This window comes from Pseudoalteromonas denitrificans DSM 6059, from assembly GCF_900112265.1.
Classification (GTDB): domain Bacteria; phylum Pseudomonadota; class Gammaproteobacteria; order Enterobacterales; family Alteromonadaceae; genus Pseudoalteromonas; species Pseudoalteromonas denitrificans.
The window spans coordinates 1-18,622 of record NZ_FOLO01000032.1 but is presented as its reverse complement, the minus strand read 5'-3'; the positions used below and the strand labels follow the sequence as shown (position 1 = coordinate 18,622).

The 18,622-nt window shown below is 34.0% G+C and carries 15 protein-coding genes; 6 read left to right on the top strand and 9 right to left on the bottom strand.

Translation table 11 applies throughout. The features are described from left to right. Positions 1-47: 47 nt before the first annotated feature. The 4 genes from nrdB to BM088_RS17145 are packed head-to-tail and all read left to right on the top strand — an operon-like array spanning position 48 to position 3,482. A complete protein-coding gene (nrdB, locus tag BM088_RS17160; protein WP_091987168.1) occupies positions 48-1,178 on the top strand; it encodes a class Ia ribonucleoside-diphosphate reductase subunit beta in 1,131 nt (376 codons plus the stop codon). 2 nt (positions 1,179-1,180) lie between these two features. Continuing rightward, entirely contained in the window at positions 1,181-1,450 is a 270-nt protein-coding gene (gene yfaE, locus BM088_RS17155; RefSeq protein ID WP_091987164.1) for a class I ribonucleotide reductase maintenance protein YfaE, read from the top strand. A 41-nt stretch (positions 1,451-1,491) separates the two neighbouring features. Beyond that, on the top strand, positions 1,492-2,184 hold the full coding sequence (locus tag BM088_RS17150) for a response regulator transcription factor (RefSeq protein ID WP_091987161.1): 693 nt from the start codon (positions 1,492-1,494) through the stop codon (positions 2,182-2,184). Between the two features lie 17 nt (positions 2,185-2,201). After that, positions 2,202-3,482, top strand: a complete 1,281-nt coding sequence (locus BM088_RS17145; RefSeq protein WP_091987157.1) for an ATP-binding protein — start codon at positions 2,202-2,204, stop codon at positions 3,480-3,482. Here BM088_RS17145 and BM088_RS17140 read toward each other — a convergent pair. From BM088_RS17140 to BM088_RS17110, 7 genes are all read right to left on the bottom strand, one after another. Next, positions 3,472-6,609, bottom strand: a complete 3,138-nt coding sequence (locus tag BM088_RS17140; RefSeq protein ID WP_091987153.1) for an efflux RND transporter permease subunit — start codon at positions 6,607-6,609, stop codon at positions 3,472-3,474. The genes BM088_RS17145 and BM088_RS17140 overlap by 11 nt on opposite strands. Next, entirely contained in the window at positions 6,606-7,709 is a 1,104-nt protein-coding gene (locus BM088_RS17135) for an efflux RND transporter periplasmic adaptor subunit (RefSeq protein WP_091987149.1), read from the bottom strand. Before BM088_RS17135 ends, BM088_RS17140 begins: the two co-directional genes overlap by 4 nt. A 236-nt stretch (positions 7,710-7,945) precedes the next feature. Beyond that, entirely contained in the window at positions 7,946-9,145 is a 1,200-nt protein-coding gene (locus BM088_RS17130; RefSeq protein ID WP_091987306.1) for a pyridoxal-dependent decarboxylase, exosortase A system-associated, read from the bottom strand. Positions 9,146-9,170: 25 nt separating this feature from the next. Beyond that, positions 9,171-10,733 (bottom strand): acyl-CoA ligase (AMP-forming), exosortase A system-associated, encoded by a 1,563-nt coding sequence (locus tag BM088_RS17125; protein ID WP_091987144.1) that lies wholly within the window; start codon positions 10,731-10,733, stop codon positions 9,171-9,173. Between the two features lie 96 nt (positions 10,734-10,829). Continuing rightward, positions 10,830-12,596 carry a lipid A export permease/ATP-binding protein MsbA gene (gene msbA, locus BM088_RS17120; RefSeq protein WP_091987140.1) on the bottom strand — a complete coding sequence of 589 codons (1,767 nt, stop codon included), beginning with the start codon at positions 12,594-12,596 and terminating at the stop codon, positions 10,830-10,832. Positions 12,597-12,604: 8 nt separating this feature from the next. Further along, positions 12,605-13,438: a lysophospholipid acyltransferase family protein gene (locus BM088_RS17115; RefSeq protein ID WP_091987136.1), complete on the bottom strand. Its 834-nt coding sequence runs from the start codon at positions 13,436-13,438 to the stop codon at positions 12,605-12,607. A gap of 5 nt (positions 13,439-13,443) precedes the next feature. Next, positions 13,444-13,704: an acyl carrier protein gene (locus BM088_RS17110; protein ID WP_091987132.1), complete on the bottom strand. Its 261-nt coding sequence runs from the start codon at positions 13,702-13,704 to the stop codon at positions 13,444-13,446. A 513-nt stretch (positions 13,705-14,217) separates the two neighbouring features. Here BM088_RS17110 and BM088_RS17105 point away from each other — a divergent pair. Further along, positions 14,218-14,964 (top strand): TorF family putative porin, encoded by a 747-nt coding sequence (locus BM088_RS17105; RefSeq protein WP_091987128.1) that lies wholly within the window; start codon positions 14,218-14,220, stop codon positions 14,962-14,964. 29 nt (positions 14,965-14,993) lie between these two features. Next, positions 14,994-17,102, top strand: a complete 2,109-nt coding sequence (locus BM088_RS27290; protein ID WP_218156535.1) for a methyl-accepting chemotaxis protein — start codon at positions 14,994-14,996, stop codon at positions 17,100-17,102. Between the two features lie 269 nt (positions 17,103-17,371). On the opposite strand, the gene BM088_RS17095 is transcribed toward BM088_RS27290, so the two are convergent. Beyond that, the gene (locus BM088_RS17095) at positions 17,372-18,073 is read right to left on the bottom strand and encodes a hypothetical protein (RefSeq protein ID WP_091987123.1); all 702 of its coding nucleotides are present in this window, start codon (positions 18,071-18,073) and stop codon (positions 17,372-17,374) included. A gap of 243 nt (positions 18,074-18,316) precedes the next feature. Beyond that, the coding region (locus BM088_RS17090) for a transposase (RefSeq protein ID WP_143085102.1) at positions 18,317-18,622 on the bottom strand (306 nt) is incomplete at its 5' end.

Below are 18,622 nucleotides of genomic sequence, written 5' to 3'. Positions count from 1 at the left end.
TTATATTCGTTCAATAATAAACGTCACTATTAAGAGTTAACAATAAAATGACTTATACCACCTTTAACCAAACCCCAAATAATGCCTTATTAGAGCCGATGTTTTTAGGCAATAGCGTAAATGTTTCTCGCTACGATATACAAAAACATGTGGCATTTGAAAAATTAATTGAAAAGCAACTTTCATTTTTTTGGCGCCCTGAAGAGATTGATGTATCAAAAGACAGATCTGATTGGCAGGGGTTAACTGCTTCTGAAAAGCATATTTTCATCTCAAATCTAAAATATCAAACATTATTAGACAGTATGGCCGCACGCTCTGTTAATGCAGTCTTATTGCCATTAGTTTCATTACCAGAAGTTGAAACTTGGGTTGAAACTTGGGCCTTTAGTGAAACAATTCATTCGCGTTCTTATACCCATATTTTACGTAACTTATTTACCGATCCTGGTGAAGTTTTTGATGATATCGTGGTAAATCCTGCGATACTTAAACGTGCTAGCAGTATCGCTAAATATTTTGATGATGTTATTTTAACCACTCAATTACTACAATCTCAAGGTGAAGGTACTTACGAGGTTGAGGGTAGTTCAATTGAAGTAAGTACTCGAAAATTGAAAGAGCGCTTATTTTTAGCTGTGTGTTCCGTGAACGCTTTAGAAGCCATTCGTTTTTATGTTAGTTTTGCATGTAGTTTTGCCTTTGCTGAACGAGAACTACTTGAAGGTAACGCTAAAATAATAAAGTTAATAGCCCGTGATGAAGCACTTCATTTAACTGGCACGCAACATATTTTAAATAACTGGATGAATGGTAACGACGATCCAGAAATGACAGAAATTTGTAAAGAGTTGCATGATGAAGGCCGCCAAATATTTTTAGATGTTGTTAACCAAGAAAAGGAATGGGCTGATTACTTATTTAAAGATGGTTCTATGATCGGTTTAAATGCAGAAATCTTGAAGCAATATATTGAGTATATTAGTAACCATCGTATGCAAGCTATTGGTTATGATGTCCCTTTTGCAATAAAGAGTAACCCGCTACCTTGGATCAATGCTTATTTATCAAGCGACAATGTACAAGTAGCACCTCAAGAGTCAGAAATTTCAAGTTATTTGGTTGGTCAAATTGATTCAAGCGTATCCTCAGATGACTTTGGTGATTTTGATCTTTAATAATGTGTAAAAATAAAAAAAGTTTTAACGTTTGCATTAATGATGATCAAATTATATTAATGACAAACGATAAAACTTTATTAGAAAGTTTAGAAAGTAACAAAATAGAATCTCACTATCACTGTAGAGAAGGTTACTGTGGTGCTTGCAGGGTAAAAATAACCAGTGGAGAAGTAGAGTATATTAATGAGCCACTTGCTTTTATTCGTGATGGTGAAATTTTAACTTGCTGTTGTGTACCAAACTCAAATCTTGAAATATTATTAGATTAAACAGCTACCCTAAAGCTAACTTAACTGAAACCAGATCTAATATGACAATCCTTAATAAACATATTCTCATCATTGAAGATGATAAACGCTTAAATCAAATGATGTCAGATATGCTATTTAATGAAGGCTATCAAGTTAATAGCATTTTTGATGGCCTATCAGCAATCGCTGCAATAAAAAACCACAATCCAGATATTATTTTATTAGACATGATGCTGCCCGGGTGTGACGGTTTAGATGTACTCAGAAATATTCCTCAAGGCTTTGCTGGCATTATATTCATGATCACTGCTAAACAAGATGAATTTCTAGAAGTTTCTGCTTTAAACCTAGGCGTACATGATTATATAGAAAAGCCCATACGTCCTCATATTTTACTCGCTAAAATAAAAGCTTTATCTCGTTTAAATGAAAATAGTTGCGCAACTCACTCTGATTTAATTAAAGTGCAAGATTTGAAAATTAATATCAATAGCAGACAGCTATTTTTAAGCGACACTTTAATCGATGTCACTGAAGCTGAATATGAGATTATGCTTTATTTTATGCGCAATCCTGGAGATATTCTAAACCGTGAAATGATCATAAAAGAAATTAGAAATATTGAATACGATGGTTTAGATCGCTCAATTGATATGCGAGTCAGCTCCCTTAGAAAAAAACTCTTTGATACTAAACCCCCATATAAATATATAAAAACCATACGTGCCAAAGGGTATATATTGCCAAGGTAATTAAAACGGAAATAAACATGTTTACTCGCTTATTTTTAACTATTTTCATTGCTATCGTATCTGCGGTATTAATCAGTATTTTACTGCTAGATGATTTATATATTCAGGGAATAAAAAAGGATGAGCTAGTCAATACGAGGGGGATCAAACAAGTTGTATTTGCTGATGTACTATTAGCCAAATCCAATCAAGACGAAAAACTAAAGTATTGGTCTGAAAGATTCAGTTATCAATTTTCATTAAAAGAAACAAATGAATTGAATCTTCAAAAAAATCAAATAAGTGAACTTATTACTAATAAGGTTTTTGTTGACATAACAAGTGACTGGACAACCGATGATATTACGGTGTATTACTATAGTGCCAGCTGTAATTGTACTTTAGTCATGGAAAAATACTTTGTATCAGATGATGCTTTTAAAGCTTATTTACAGGGCTTTTTATTAATTATTATCTCTGCTTTAGCCTTCATTATATTTTTGTATGTTAATAGCCATAAAAAACAAATGAAAAAGCTGATTAAGGTGCAACAACAATACGGTGCAGGTCAATTTGATATCAAAGCAGATACTCATGTAGCTATGCCATATACACTATTAGCAACAAACTTTAATTTAATGACAAAACAGATTTCATTATTACAACAAGAACAAAAAAACCTGATCAATGGCGTCTCTCATGATTTAAAAACACCTATCGCGAGATTACGTTTTGCATTAGATTTAACACGTAATTGTCATACCGTCTCGCAATATCAAAACCAAATTCAGAATATGGATTTAGATTTAGATGAACTGGATGACTTAGTTACTCAGTGGTTATTTTATGCCGAGCTCAATGGAAAGCCAGAGGCAATAATAAAAGAAGCGGTTCATTTTGCAGATCTCGTTAACCACATCGCCAACAAAATAAAAGTACTCTACCCTCATATCCAACTGGACTTAAATTTACAGCAAGGAAATATTCAGGCTGAACCGCGTTTATTAAGTCGCGCAATTGAAAATTTAATTGTAAACAGCTTTAAATTTACGCAAAGTCATGTATCAATCACACTCAAATTTAATGTCACTAGCATTACTTTTAAAATAGAAGATGATGGTGCGGGGATCACTGAAGCACAAAAAAATAAAATAATACAACCATTTGTTAAGCTTGATAACAGTAGAAGTTCGTCTGGTTTTGGTTTGGGTTTAGCCATAGTAAAAAGCATTTTAGAGCAACATGACAGCCAACTGGAAATAAAAGCAAGCTCCAAAGGTGGCGCTTGCTTTATCATTCACTTCCCTATTACCCAATAGTATCAACTAACCAGTGTTTTGAGGTTAAAAATTCTTTAACATCTGAACTTATTACTAACAAAATTGGAATTAAAAATAAGGTAATTAAGGTGGCAAACAATAAACCGTACGCCATAGAAGCCGCCGCAGGAATTAAATATTGTGCTTGTTCTGAGGTTTCATTCAATAAAGGATACAAACCTGCAAAGGTTGTAACTGTAGTCAAAAATATCGCTCTAAAACGACTTTGACACGCTAAGGAAATAGCGTCTATTTTTGAACTGGTAGTTAATTTAAGTTCATTATAACCTGTCACAATAAGCAAGCTATCATTCACAACAACACCGGATAACGTCAATATTCCTAACCATGAATACAAACTAACACTGATATCCAACCACATATGACCTAAAACGGCACCAACAATACCAAAAGGAATTGCAGCCATTATAATTAAAGGTTGGGCATAACGCTTTAAAGGGATAGCCAGTAGAATATATATCGCCAACAATGCAATCATAAAGGCAGTTACCAAACCCGCTTTCGTTTTTTCTGTTTCTTCCAATTCACCTGCTTGTTTGATGGAAAATAATGGATACTTCCGTTTCATTTTATTTTCAAAATCATTCAATAGTGCCTGATAAATGCGCTCTGGACTTGTGATATTTTTATCAACATCAACTAATAGATTTCGACTATTGATGCCATCATATCGATTCACTGAGTTATGAACTAAATACGGCTTAATATTGGCTATAGCAAGCAGCGGGATCGCTTTATTGTGATCATTAAAAATATACATTTTGCTAAAATCAGCTCTTGAGTTTCGTAAACCTCTGGGTAAATTTATATGTACTTTAACGTTATGTTCATTACGATAAAATCTGTCAACTTCTAATCCACCATAAGCAGTAGCCAATTGGTCAGCAAGCATTTTTCGCGTTATGCCAAAAAGCTGAGCTTGTGGCTTTAATGTAAACATGAGTTGACCCATGGAGCTTGCTTGTGCATCTTTAACATTACGTACACCAGAACGCCCAGAAAGCCAACTTTTACCTTTTTGAACGATCGAATTTAATATTTCACTGTCGGGATGTTGAAAAATGATCTGTGTTCCAGTGCTTGTTCCCTCTAATGAAACAATTGCTTCTGCGCTTACAACTGCTTCTAGATGCTTTAATGGTTCACGCCATTGTTCTGCTATCGCTCTAATATTGACTAGGGCTGAAACATCTTCATCAAGTTTATTTTTGTTCAACAATTCTGCAAAAATTAAAACACTTCCTTCTTCATACATAATGGCCATATTTTTTGCAATGATATTATCGGATATACCTAACTCTTCCTTATACTTTTGATTAATTGTATGCCGGATTGTTTTAGCTTTTTTCATTGCTTGTTGTGTTAATAGTAATGGTGCATTTGCTTCTAACTCAATGGTTAATATAATTAAATCACCTGGCACCTCAGGAAATAATACCGAACGAATTTTACCTTGATATAAACTTCCTAATACAAATATACTCATCGCAATAAAAGAGACTAACCAAGCATAACGAAAACGTAAACAAAGCCTAAGTAAAGGTTGGTAAAGGTTTTTGTTGCACCAAATAAGCACATTCTGAGGGTGTTGTCTTATACGAGATAAATATAGATTAAATTTTGAAAGCTTCTGTCCATTCACTTTATTGATATCAATATGACGTAAATGTGCAGGTAGAATAAATTTAGACTCAAGCAGAGAAAACAGCAAAGCAATGATCACGACCCATGCAAAACCAGCAAATAATCGCCCTGTTTCTGATGGGAATTGTGTCATAGATAACAAAGCAGCGACCGTTGTAAGTACGCCAAAAATTGTTGGCACTGCAACAATATTAACCCCCTTGATTGTTGACTCAATACTACTGCCTTCTCTCTCCTTTGTAGCATAAATACTTTCACCAACGACAACTGCATCATCAACTAAAATACCTAATACTAAAATAAACCCAAAAGTTGTTATTTCATTAATTGTATACTGAAAACCAAATTCACCAAGTACAATAAAAGCACCTGCAATCGCTACAGGTAATCCCATGGCAACCCAAAATGCTAAACGTACATGCAAAAAAATACTTAATAAAATAAAGACTAATACAAACCCTTGAAAAGCATTATTTTGTAATAAACTTAACCGTTCTTGCACATAAGTGCTGGCATCAAACCAAATCGTTAATTGTAAATTATCAGGCAATGATTTATTCAGTTGTTGAACCACTTTTTTTGCTTGTTTCGAAATCTCTAATACATCACTTTTTGCTGACATTTTGATAGAGAACCCTATCGTAGGTTTTCCATTAAAATGAATATCTGAGTCATGCTCAACAAACCCATCATTAATATCAGCAACATCACTTAAATGTATAATATTTCCTTGTTCAGATACCTTAACGACTAAACGCGCTAGATCTCTTTGGTACTGTGCCTGTTGCTCGGAATAAATAAGGTATTGACCATTTTCAGTTTTTAATAACCCACTCTTACTACGTATTGACTGCTGTTTAATTGCACTCGAAACTTCGTCAAAGCTCATAGCGTATTGACGTAACTTATCAATATTTACATTAATATATATATTATAATCATGGGTACCATATTGCGTTATTTTATGGATTTGAGAATTAGCTAATAAGGCTTGTTTTACCCTATGAGCCACTTTAATTAAACTATCTTTATCTGTATCACCTGACAGTTGCACCATTAAAGCATCAAAACTGTCTTCATTTCGATAGATTTTTGGTTTTTCAGCCAACTCTGGCCAATCATAAATATTTTCAACATTAGATTTGATATCGGTCAATAAACGTTCTATTGAATGATCGAGTTTTTTCTTCACCGTGATCGTCACAGAACTCTGTGAAGAAACGGAGTTAATGTGTTCAATACCTGTAATACCTTGCAAAGATTTTTCTATTTTTTGACCTAGCTCTTTATCTACTTGCTGGGCAGTACGCCCTTCATAAAAAGCATTGATAATAACTTCACTCACAGGTAACTTAGGCAAAATTTCCTTACGCATATGACTGGCCGATAACCAGCCCCCTAATAACAAAGCTAGCATTAACAAATTTGCAGCCACAGGATGGCGCGTAAACCAAGCAATCATAAATTACTCCCATCAAGTAAAATAGGATGTATGTGTAGGCCTTGGCTCAAAGATGGTAATGGGTATAGCACAGCATCATTGACTTTAGATTTTTGTTCGGGAAAATAAATCTTATTATTGGCCAGTACATAGTCATTTAACTGAGTTGTAAATATTTTATTTTCAGTATCAAACCACCATATCTTGCCTTGTAATGTCAGCACACTTTCAGGCAATGACATTGTTTTTTTCCAACCTTTAATTGGAAACATAGCGTATATGTGCTGGCCATATAATGGTTCATTGGCACTTTCATTTGCTGTTGGTTTCAAAAGTTCAAGGTAGACACTGCGTTGTAAATTTTCACTATGTTGACTAATCGCAAGAATACGGCTTTGCCAATGTTGTTTTTTATCTAAGCTAGACAAAACTATCACTTGATTTATCGTTAATTCAGCCAGATGAGCAAAGTCTTGTTCATTAACACGAACACTGATCTGTTTATTTTCTTTTGGTAAAACAGTGATAAGTTCTTGGCCAGGAGTAATGTACTCTCCTAAATATGCTTTTATTTCTGTAATTTCTGCAGCATAAGGCAAGACAATATTTGTTTGCTTTAGCTGCTCTTGAGCATAGTTGAATTGTGTTTGTGCTAATTCAAACTTAGCGTTTGCAAGATTCACCGCTAAACTATTTTGATTAAAATGTATGCTCGTTTTTTTTAATTCAACCTTAGCTTCTAATAAGTCAGCTTTCGCTTGCGCAAGTGCAACTTGATAAGCAAAAGGTTCTATCACTAATAATGGTTTATTTTCCCTCAAAGAACGACCTAACCTTAAGTCATCCGATATTTGAGTAACTTTCCCTGACACCTGTGCTGTAATTTGACTCTCTTTTATCGGTTCAACCATAGCTAATAGCTGAATCTTTGGCATTTTATCTACTGGTTGGGCTTTAATAATCGATGCTGTAAACACCTTTTTGATGGGTGCTTTTGGTGATTGAGAAAAGTCCTGCGCCGCAAGTTCATCAATTACAATTAATAAAATAAATAAACTTATTAGAAATGCAATGCTTTGCCTAACTTTTAAATGTGTTATAAATTTTGTAACGTATGCCATACTCATTTTCCATTTTAAAACAGAAGTCTATTTTAAAGTGCATGGGGAGTGAGTTCAGTAAGCCATTGTAAAGCCTTACTTACAGTATCTTACATTTAACAATGCATTACCTGTAAAAAAAATCAGAGTCGAGCTCTGAGTTTTTTATTTTTTAATTACTTTTAAATCATTAACTAAAAATATAATTATTATCCGCCATAAGTAAAAAATCATTCAACTTACAGTAAACCGCATACTTACAATAATACTTCTTTTACTTTAGGTTGACTTAAAAAATCATGAGGACTAGCACTGGCACCATATGCCCCAGACTGTAATACTGCAAAAATATCATCTGGCTGTGCAAAGGGTAATGTGATATTACTCGCTAGAATATCTAGAGGTGTGCACAAAGGGCCAACAACATCGACAACTTCAACATCATCACTTTGAATATTTGAAGCTAATAATACAGGATAATTTTTTCTGATCACTTGGCCAAAATTACCGGAGTTAGCTAAATGGTGATGCATACCGCCATTAGTGACTAAAAACGTTTTTCCTCGGGATATTTTTTTATCAATAATTCGGGATAAATAAGTCCCCCCTTCACCTACTAAGTAGCGCCCAAGCTCAAGGTGGATCTGCGCATTATTTAATAACGGGCCATATTGTGTCATCAATGAAGATAAATTTTCAAGCACTGGAGTTAATTCAAGCGCCTGATCATTTATGAAATATGGAATGCCAAAACCACCACCAATATTAATTTGGAAAGCGGTCATATTTGCCATATTTAATAGCGCATACGCCAAAGCAAAGGTTTTATTATGTACTTCTATCAACGCATTATGATTTAAATTTTGTGAACCAGTAAATATGTGTAAACCTTTAAAATTCACTAACTCAGTTTTGAGTGTCCTTAAAACATTAGGTATGCATTCAGCATCAATACCAAAAGGTTTTGCGCCACCTGACATTTGCATACCCGAATTTTTTAATTCAAAATCAGGATTAATACGAAATGAAATATTAGCTTTACACTGATATTTTTTACACAGAGCATAAATACGATTAAGTTCTGTGACCGATTCAACATTTATCACCACTTCACTGACCACGGCTGCGTTGAGGTCATCATCAGATTTCCCCGGCCCTGCAAAACTGATATGCTCGCTTGGCATACCTGTTGCCAAAGCAAGTAGTAACTCCTTATGAGATGCAACATCAAAACCGTCAACCCAAGTCGCCATTTGTGAAACCAATGGTGTAAATGGGTTTGCTTTAATTGCATAATGAAGCTTAACTCCTTCAGGTAATTTTATTTTTAATTGATGTATTTTATCTAATATTTTTTTTCTATCATAAACATAACAAGGCGTACCACCCGCTATTGCAATCACTTCATTTGCAGTTTTACCTGCAATAACAAGTTGATTATTTTTACTTGTAAACATTGTATTCAATCCATTTTGTATCAATTTAAAAGATATTTTTAAATTCATTTTTCCAGTAACCACGATCATATTTCTCATTACTATTACGTGGTAAGGTTTCAGAAAATTTGATGAGTTTTGGTAACATATAATGAGGTAAAAACTCAGTGCAAAATTTTAAAACTGAATTTGAGGTTAAGTTAGGATCTTGTGTCGTAATGATCGCAACCAAAGCTTGACCTAGTGCTTCATGTGGTACGCCAATAACGACAGCTTCACAAATCAGTGGCATTTGATTTAAAATATTTTCAACTTCTTGTGGACTAACACGATAACCAGATGTTTTTATCATATCGTCTTTTCTAGATACAAAATAAAAGTAACCATCATCATCAGTATGAACAATATCACCAGACCAAACAGCAATTTCAGCTAAAGGTAACTGCGAGAGAGAATTTGGCACAGGTTTAAAACGTTCAGCAGTTTTTAATGTGTCATTCCAATAACCTTGACTTACTAAAGCCCCCCTATGAACTAACTCACCATTTTCATATGGTGCACACTTTTCCCCTTGCTCATTGATCACCATAACTTGGGCATTAGGGATAGCTTTACCAAATGAATTTGGACGACTGTCTATTTCACTTGGGGGTAAGTAACATGATCTAAAGGCTTCGGTTAATCCATACATCAAATATGGTTCGGCATTTGGCATATTATCTCTTAACTTTGCTAACGTACTAGCAGGCATTTTCCCCCCCGTATTACAAAAATATCGTATATTTTTACCGACTTCTGATGGCCAATAAGCATTAGCCAATTTGATCCAAAGTGGCGGAACAAGTGCTAAACTGGTTATTTGCTCTCGTTGTATGATTTTAAAAACATCATTTATAAAAAAATAATCAGCTAAATAACAGCTAGCCCCCGTCAAAAATGCAATGGTTAATTGACTAAACCCATAATCAAAACTAAAAGGCTGTAGCGCTAACATCTTATCCGTATTTTTACAGGGTAAATAGGCACTAACACTTTTTGCTCCCATCACTATATTTAAGTGACTAAGCACAACACCTTTTGCGTTCCCTGTACTACCCGAAGTATAAAATATTGCAGCTATATCACTGTCTATCATTGGTGATGTTCCACTTGAATCAAGATCTATCGACATAAAGTCAGACCAGTGCCATACTTTAATACCTGCAATAGTGCGACTTTTACCATCGATTAAAATAATACTTTTAACCGTCTTAAGGGCTTCAATAGATAATTTATCCAAACGCGATGTATTAGTGATCAAAACCTCGCCAGAACAATCTTGGATAATATGTGTTACTTGTGGTGCTTTTAAAATCGGATTAACTGGCACAAATATGCCACCAGATAGACTAATTGCAAAATAACTGATCACCGACTCTAAGTTTTTAGGTAAATAAACAACCACTCTTTGCGCTTTATTAACCCCTAAAGCATTAAAACTACGACTGGCTTGCAAACATACTTTTGACAGTTCTTGATAACTTAACCAAGTATTTTTATACCCTATCGCATTTGATTCTGGCGACTTTAGGGCTTGTTTAAAAAGTAAATCATGTAATAAAATTGGCATAACTTTCCGAAAATATAAATTTATTTAGATATGTTGGAGCATACATAAGCCTAAAGGCTACGATTTAAAGCTTTGACTTAAGGTATTACAAAGAGGTCATTTATTGCTCAAACCATTTGAATGTAAAGTATGGTAGTAACCTTGTTGATGCATCAATTCCTCGTGCGTCCCTTGCTCAACGAGGCTACCTTTATTCATAACTAAAATACTGTCAGCATGTTCAATCGTTGATAATCTATGAGCAATAATAATCATGGTTTTGTTATGTGCTAACCTAGAAAAAGCCTGATGTACAAGTTGTTCAGATTTATTATCAAGTGCCGAGGTAGCTTCATCTAAAATGATAACCGGAGCCTGGCGTAATATAGCCCGTGCAATCGCCACTCTTTGCCTCTGACCTCCAGACAAACGATTTCCATTTTCACCTATTTGAGTATCTAAACCATTTGGCATTTCACAAGAAAAGTTAATCACATTCGCAGCAAAAGCAGCGCTCTCTATTTCTGTGCGACTTATGCTTCTCGTGCAGCCAAAGGCAATATTGTTTGCCAAAGTATCATCTATTAAAACAATACGCTGAGATACATAAGCAAACTGCTCACGCAAAGATGTTAAGGTATATTTTTCAATCCCAATTCCATCAATCAATATTGTATTTTTTGGCGCCTGATACAAACGTAGTAAAAGATTTGTAATGCTTGATTTTCCACTACCCGACTCTCCAACTAAAGCAACCGTTGTCGCAGGAGAAATGATGGTCTCAAACTGATTTATTGCAGCTTTTTGTTTAATTTGTTGATCATATGGCGTTTGATAAAAATAAGTTAAATTTGAAAATTGAATTTCATGTTCATTTCCAGATAAAACAATTTCACCTTCATCAACCTCATCTTTTTGATCTAGTAAATCAAACAAACTACTTGCAGCAGCAATGCCTTTTTGCAGCTGCTGATTCACACTAGAAAGTTGCTTAAGAGGTCTAAGTAAGGAACCCATAGCAAATAAAATCATAGTAAAGGTGCCAGGCGTTAAGTTCCTTAATACTTGATCTAAACTTGCTAAGAATAAAACAATCGCAATCGCGATAGATGCAATGAATTGAATTATTGGATTACTTAAAGCCGATGCACTTGCTAGTTTCATGGCTTGTTGACGATTATGATTATTCACAACTAAAAATTGCTTAATCATATAACTTGCATTATTAAATGCCAAAATTTCTTGGTGACTTAAAATAGACTGCTCAGCCGTTTTTGTAATATCTCCCATGGTGTTTTGCAAAGCAGTGCTAATTTTTTTAAAACGTTTAGCGACCTGAGTAATAATTAAAGCAATGACAGGTGATATTACTAAAAAGATTAATGACAGTTGCCAACTAGTGTAAATCATCATGCCAAGTAAAACGATTACAATCAAAGACTCTCGAATACTGATCACGATGGCTTTTGATGTCGCATTTGCAATTTGCTCCGCATCATAACTTAGCTTTGAGATTAAACTCCCTGTACTGTTGTTATCAAAAAATGTCATTGGTAACATTTGCAGTTTATTAAAAGCTTCCTGGCGTATCGTAAAAGTAATTTTTGTACTGGCATACGCCATTGCATAATTAGAGATAAAACTAGCGATACCACGCACAAGAAAAATGACTAACACTAACGCAGCACCAACTCGTAATGTATCACCATTAGAGCTTGCTAAACCATCATCAATAAGTGGTTTAATAAAATAAATCATACCTGCATCAACTAAACTAAATAATCCAAGACCTAAGATGGCTATAAACAATAACTTTTTATGAGGTTTAAAATATAAAAATAACCGAGTCCAAGTATTGCTTGATGTAAACTTTAAAATATTCATAGCACTCCCTAATCTCGCCAACGGTTATATGACCAGTACCACTGTTCAGGGTATTGCAAGATGATTTTCTCGAAGCGGTCATAAATAGTTTGCATCCCAACAGCAATGCTTTCTTTTGAATTATCAAGGCTTTTTGCAAAAATTGTTTCTAAATAGACGGTATATCGGCCATTACTTTTTAAGATTGGATAACACAATAATAAAGGCACTTTACTATAAGCTGAGAGCATTGCTGCACCACCTGGTGCGCCTGTTTTTTGATTGAAAAATGAAACATTAACATCTTTAGCATAATGGTCACTATGTAAACATATCACCTGTTTTTTACGTGAAGCCTGTAATAATTTCATGAAAGCATTCGGTTGATTTTTATCAATAACATTTATATTTGCATCTTGATAAACTTCACCCGCTGACTTAACAAATTTAGGAATTTTTGAAAGTGTTGTAACTGCTCCCGTTAGCTGTTGCACTGAAAATGGCACTAATTCATAACAGCTCATATGCATAGTCGCAATACTGACCCCGCCAGGGTTATTTAATAATTCGAGTGTTTTTTCATCACATTCAATATCAATGTCTACATCATTTAGCCAAAAGCATTCCATGACGCCAAAAACGATGGTCTGATATGAGCTAAAAGCTATTTTTTCTACCTGCTCCTCTCTTAACCAAGGCATTGCATTGCTAATATTTGAAATCGCTCTTAATCGCGTTTTTTTTGAAAATTTCAGAATTTTATGGGCTATAAAAAAAGCTATTTTTTTGCGAATAGCACGTGTAAACAATCTCAAAACCTTAATAAGAAAACGTACTGATAAATCTATCATTATATTTTTCATGAGTACTAGGCTGCAGAATCAATATGACTTAATGAAAACTGAATATTTTGTAATAACGATCCAAAAGTCTCAAACGTTTCAGCAGTTAAGTTAATCGCATTGATATCAATTTTAAGGTCCGACTCTATTTGCATTAATAAGCTCATTATCCCCATAGAATCAAGCTCAGCATATTCACCTAACAAAGGTGATTGCAAAGTAAAGTGATTGGTATTTTGGTTTAAAACATTTTTCAATATGGTTTTTAATTGTATTTCTAAATTCATAATAATATCCGTAACTTTTGAATACGGACATATTACTTAACAAGAAAAACCCTGTCAGTATGTGCGTTGTAAGGCATTGTAAGGCGTTACTTAAGCTTTTTTACACTCTATTACAAATGTCAGTTTGGATTAAACTAGAAAATTAATTAAGGAAAATATCTATTTCTTCGAACAATAGTGAATACGGCATGCTTTATAAAATAAAACTTAATTGAGATTTAATTAAATGAATTTATTTGCTTTACACTCACTAACATTTAACTCAAAAAATATAGCTTTTTTTTAATAGTTATAACTTTTGTATAATTTTATTTGGCTATTATTTGAACCCAAGTAATCAATTCCTCTGTATTTAGTTATTGCAGTAAACCCTCTTCGTTTTCTCTCCTCATACATTAATTTTCTTTATACATGGTTACAGATTTAAAAAAATTTATGTTTGGTAGTATTGAAAAACCAACCTAAACTCTAATTATTTAGCTATTTATAAAAATATGCTTGGAGTTTTTCACTATGAGTTCACTAGTCAAATTAATTTGTGGTATCTCACTTTTTGTTTCAAGTTTATACGCTGTAGCCTCTGACGATGATGAGCTATTAAATGGTAGTTTCAGTGGCTCAATAAAAATTGCGACTGATTATGTTTTTAGAGGAGAGTCTGAAGTCGCTGATGGTGAAATACCAGCCATTCAAGCTTCATTTACATGGACACATAATTCAGGCTTTTATACAGGTTTATTTGGATCGACTAATAAATTCGAGTCTACACCCGATATTTATGCTGTTATTGGCCCTTATATTGGTCAATCTGGTGAATTATCTACATCAGGCATTAATTATAATGTTTTTGTTTTCCATTACATGTACCCAGGTGCTGACAATTTAGATTATACAGAACTCTGGATCAAAGCGAGCAAAAAACTTGGTGACATAACTTATGAATTTGAAATAACCCCTACATTAAATGATTGGTTTGGCGTCAAAGGTTGGGATGGCATTAATTACGCATTTCATCCAAGTATCACTTTAAATAACGACATAAATTTATCTGGTTCTATTGGATATCAAGAACTTAATGGCCAAGGTGCAGAAGGTTGGACTCATTGGAATATGGGGATAAGTAAAGCTTTTTATGGGATCACTTTAGATTTAAGATATCACGATACAAATGTCGACAGTTCACATAAAGTTTATGGGTCTGAACAAGGATTAAAAATTTTTGACGAACGCGTCGTATTTTCAATTAGTAAAAGCTTTTAATTCATATTTAAATAATTATGAGAGTTAGTATGCTAACTAAAATTCAAAAATCATTAAGCACCAAAATAGCTGTATTTTCTGTTTTAGCAATGTCATTCGTCCTTATTTTTGGTATGAGTACTAGCACATATTTTTATAGCGATATGAATAAAAATACGCAATTAAAAATTTCATCTGCTTTAGATGATTCAGCAAATAAACAGATTACAGGTATATCAAATACGATTAAATTTAATATAGAGTTATTATTAAAACCCGTTATTAATAATTTAGCCGTGATCCGTTCTAATGTTGAATTATCAGGTCAGGAGCAAGTAAATCCCGATTTCATTGTTAAGCAATTTGATGCAACCATGCAACCTCAAGAAAAGGACGTTTTTTCAGGATATATGGTATTTGAAAAAAACACTTGGCCGAAAAACTCACCTATAAAGTTAACCAAAGCATTCAATAAAAGTGGTAATTTAGCCCCTTTCTTTTTTCCTGATGGTAAAGATGGTTTTGATTATGTCGCAATGGAATCTTTTTCAAACAACAAAATAAATTCAAATGGAGAAAGGACGGATGACTGGCATTTAAAACCATTTGAAACTGGGAAGTTATTCTTCATGGAGCCTTATTATTACGATGTACCAGGTCGGGGTAAAGAGCTCATAACTACAATCAGTGATGTTATTAAAGTTAATGGTCAAAATATTGGTAGTATAGGATTTGATTTATCGCTTATTCGTATTCAAAAGTTAACTGAAGATATGGATAAAATTTTATATCAAGGTGCGGGTCGCATCATAGTCGGCTCCTGGAAAGGCATAATTCTAGCGGATAGTGATAACGCTAAAAATGTTGGGAAACGGATCTCTGAAGTGCCTAACACTGTAAATTGGCAGCAAGCAAAAACAGCTGAAGATAATCCTAAGCTTATTAAAGTTAATAATAGAGCTAATGCTTTTTCTCGTATAAATACCACCACGGAGAACCCTTGGATAGCGAATATTTCTGTGCCTGTTGAAGTTTTAAATAAAGATAAAAATGAATTCAGCACTTGGCTAACTGAAAAATCGAGTGAAGCCCTTTTGATTGGTCTACTGGCTGGTATTTCAGCTTTAGTTTTAGGCTGTTTTGCCATGATGCTGATTTCTAAAAAGATCACCGGGACACTGTATATATTAATAGACAGGTTAAAAGATATTGCCCATGGGGATGGCGATTTAACGCAAAGAATTTCTGTTTCAAGTAAAGATCAAACTGGTCGTTTAGCTGGGTTGATAAATCATTTTATAGATAAATTACAAATAATGATTACTGATATTTCAATGATCACTACAGAAGTTGACAAGAACTCTATTCAAGGTAAAGAAACGTCCCACGAAGCAAGCTCAAGGCTTGATAGACAGACAGCTGAGCTCAACTCACTCACTGTTGCAGCCCATGAAATGTCAACAACAGCAAGCGAAGTTGCAAATGCTGCATTACAAGCATCAAAAGCGGTGCAAACAGCACAAGATGATTGTTCAAATGGCGTAGAATTAGCAACATCAACAACACGTTTTATTGAAGGTCTATATGATTCATTATCTGAGGCTGAAATAAAAACCAATTCATTATCCGAATCGGCTGCAAATATAGAGTCTATTTTATCTGTGATCGGAGGTATTGCAGAACAAACAAACCTTTTAGCTCTCAATGCAGCCATTGAGGCCGCAAGAGCTGGTGAACAGGGACGTGGATTTGCAGTTGTGGCTGATGAAGTAAGAACATTAGCTGGTCGGACTCAGCAATCAACAGAAGAAATTAGAAAAATGATTGAATTACTCACAGGGAATACAAAAGGAGTTGTGAACATGATGGCCCAAAGCTTAGAAAAAGTATCAAGTTGTGTTGGTTCTGCTAGAAGTGCTGAAGATGCTTTTAAAGGGATCAATAGCTCAATTGATGTTATTAATATGCAAAATACCCAAATGGCAGCAGCAGCAGAAGAACAATCCCGAGTAAATGAAGAAATTAATCGGACATTAACCATTATTTCAGATATGTCCAATGAAGCGAATGGTATTGTGCAAAACACAGCCTCTTTAAGTGATGAACTTACTGATAAAGTTTCAGACTTACGAACTCAGCTTAATAAATTTAAGATTTAATAATGAGCACGTCACTTAAAGCAAACAAAACAATGAGTGTGTTTATATCCTTATTTAAAATTGAGCTCAACTATTAACACTAAGGAAAATCCTGATTAATGGCTAAGTACATATAAAATTGTTAAAAATATAAATTTTAATAATCATCAATTATGACACACTGCTGAATGAGTTGATATTCAAAATAACTAATCTAACATCTGTAAACTTATATAAAGTACAAATAATACATATCAGTATTTAGCCAACATGTATTATCTAAAAAATATCTACTTAGCCTTACCGATTTCAGTGCTCCAAAAATCATTTAATTCTTGTGCTTTTTCATTATTAACATCAAGGCCTAAACCATTTTTATAACACAATGCCAAAATAAGTGCTGCGTATGGGACTTCCCTATAAATAGACTCTAATAAGGGGATCGCTGCAGCATACTCTTTATTATCAAAATAATGAAATGCCAAAGAAGATATAGCAAGCTCAGAACCTTTTACAGCAATTTCTTGTGCAGCCTTAAAATAACCAATCATTTCTTGCCAGTCTGTATTATCTTTACCGCCTATCAATTTAGTTAATAGACCTAATCTAAGATTTGCTAGGCATCTTAATTCACTATCAATTTCATCTCTTTCCAAAATTAATAAATACCATTTTTTAGCGTGTTTGTACTGTGCTAAAACAACTGAACTACCAAAAGGTCCTGGCGTAACCCGCCCTGAAAAGTGCATGTCTGCAGCTTCAATTAAACATTCCAAATGATTATTGTCAGCCCCAGTAATCACACAAGATTGAGCATCTTTTTTTAATTTATCTTTTGCTTCTTTTTTTGTCATGCCCTCAGGAGGAGTTAATTTATAGGCATCATTAAATACCAATTTTGCGGCTAATAAACCGGCATCAAAATTACCTTCATGATATAAAGCGAATAATGCTTCACCGTCACGCTTAGAGTTTAATTCTTGTAGCTCCATGTAAATTCCTAAATTTTGGCATCATATTATTTATCAAAGCAGATGATATTTTAATTATGTCTTTATGAACAGAAAAAGACGTTAATTTATGCTTTTTCGTGTATCAACTCATCTAATATTTTTGATGCCAAAATAATTCCAGGTTGTGAAACCAGCCTTTGCCTTGATCTGATGGTATATTCTTCTTCATGAATTATATTAGCTTCAAAAATACTTTTTAATTCACTAGGGGCTGTTGATCTTTCACATTGGCAGCCAAATCATTGCACACGCCAGTGCTAGCATACTTTCAAACTGTAACTTTAATTTATCATATCTTGTAGCTATAGCACGGAAGTGTTTCAGTCTTGCAAATGCATTTTCAACTAAGTGCCTATATTTATATAAGCACCAATCTATATCTCCATTACCCGTTTTTGAGTTCTGCTTTCTGGGGATCACAGGGCTTGAATTTCTCTCTCGAACTTTATTTCTAATCGCTTCACTATCATAGCCTTTATCCGCGATAACAAAATCACCTTGAGGCAATAATTCAATCAACTCATTTGC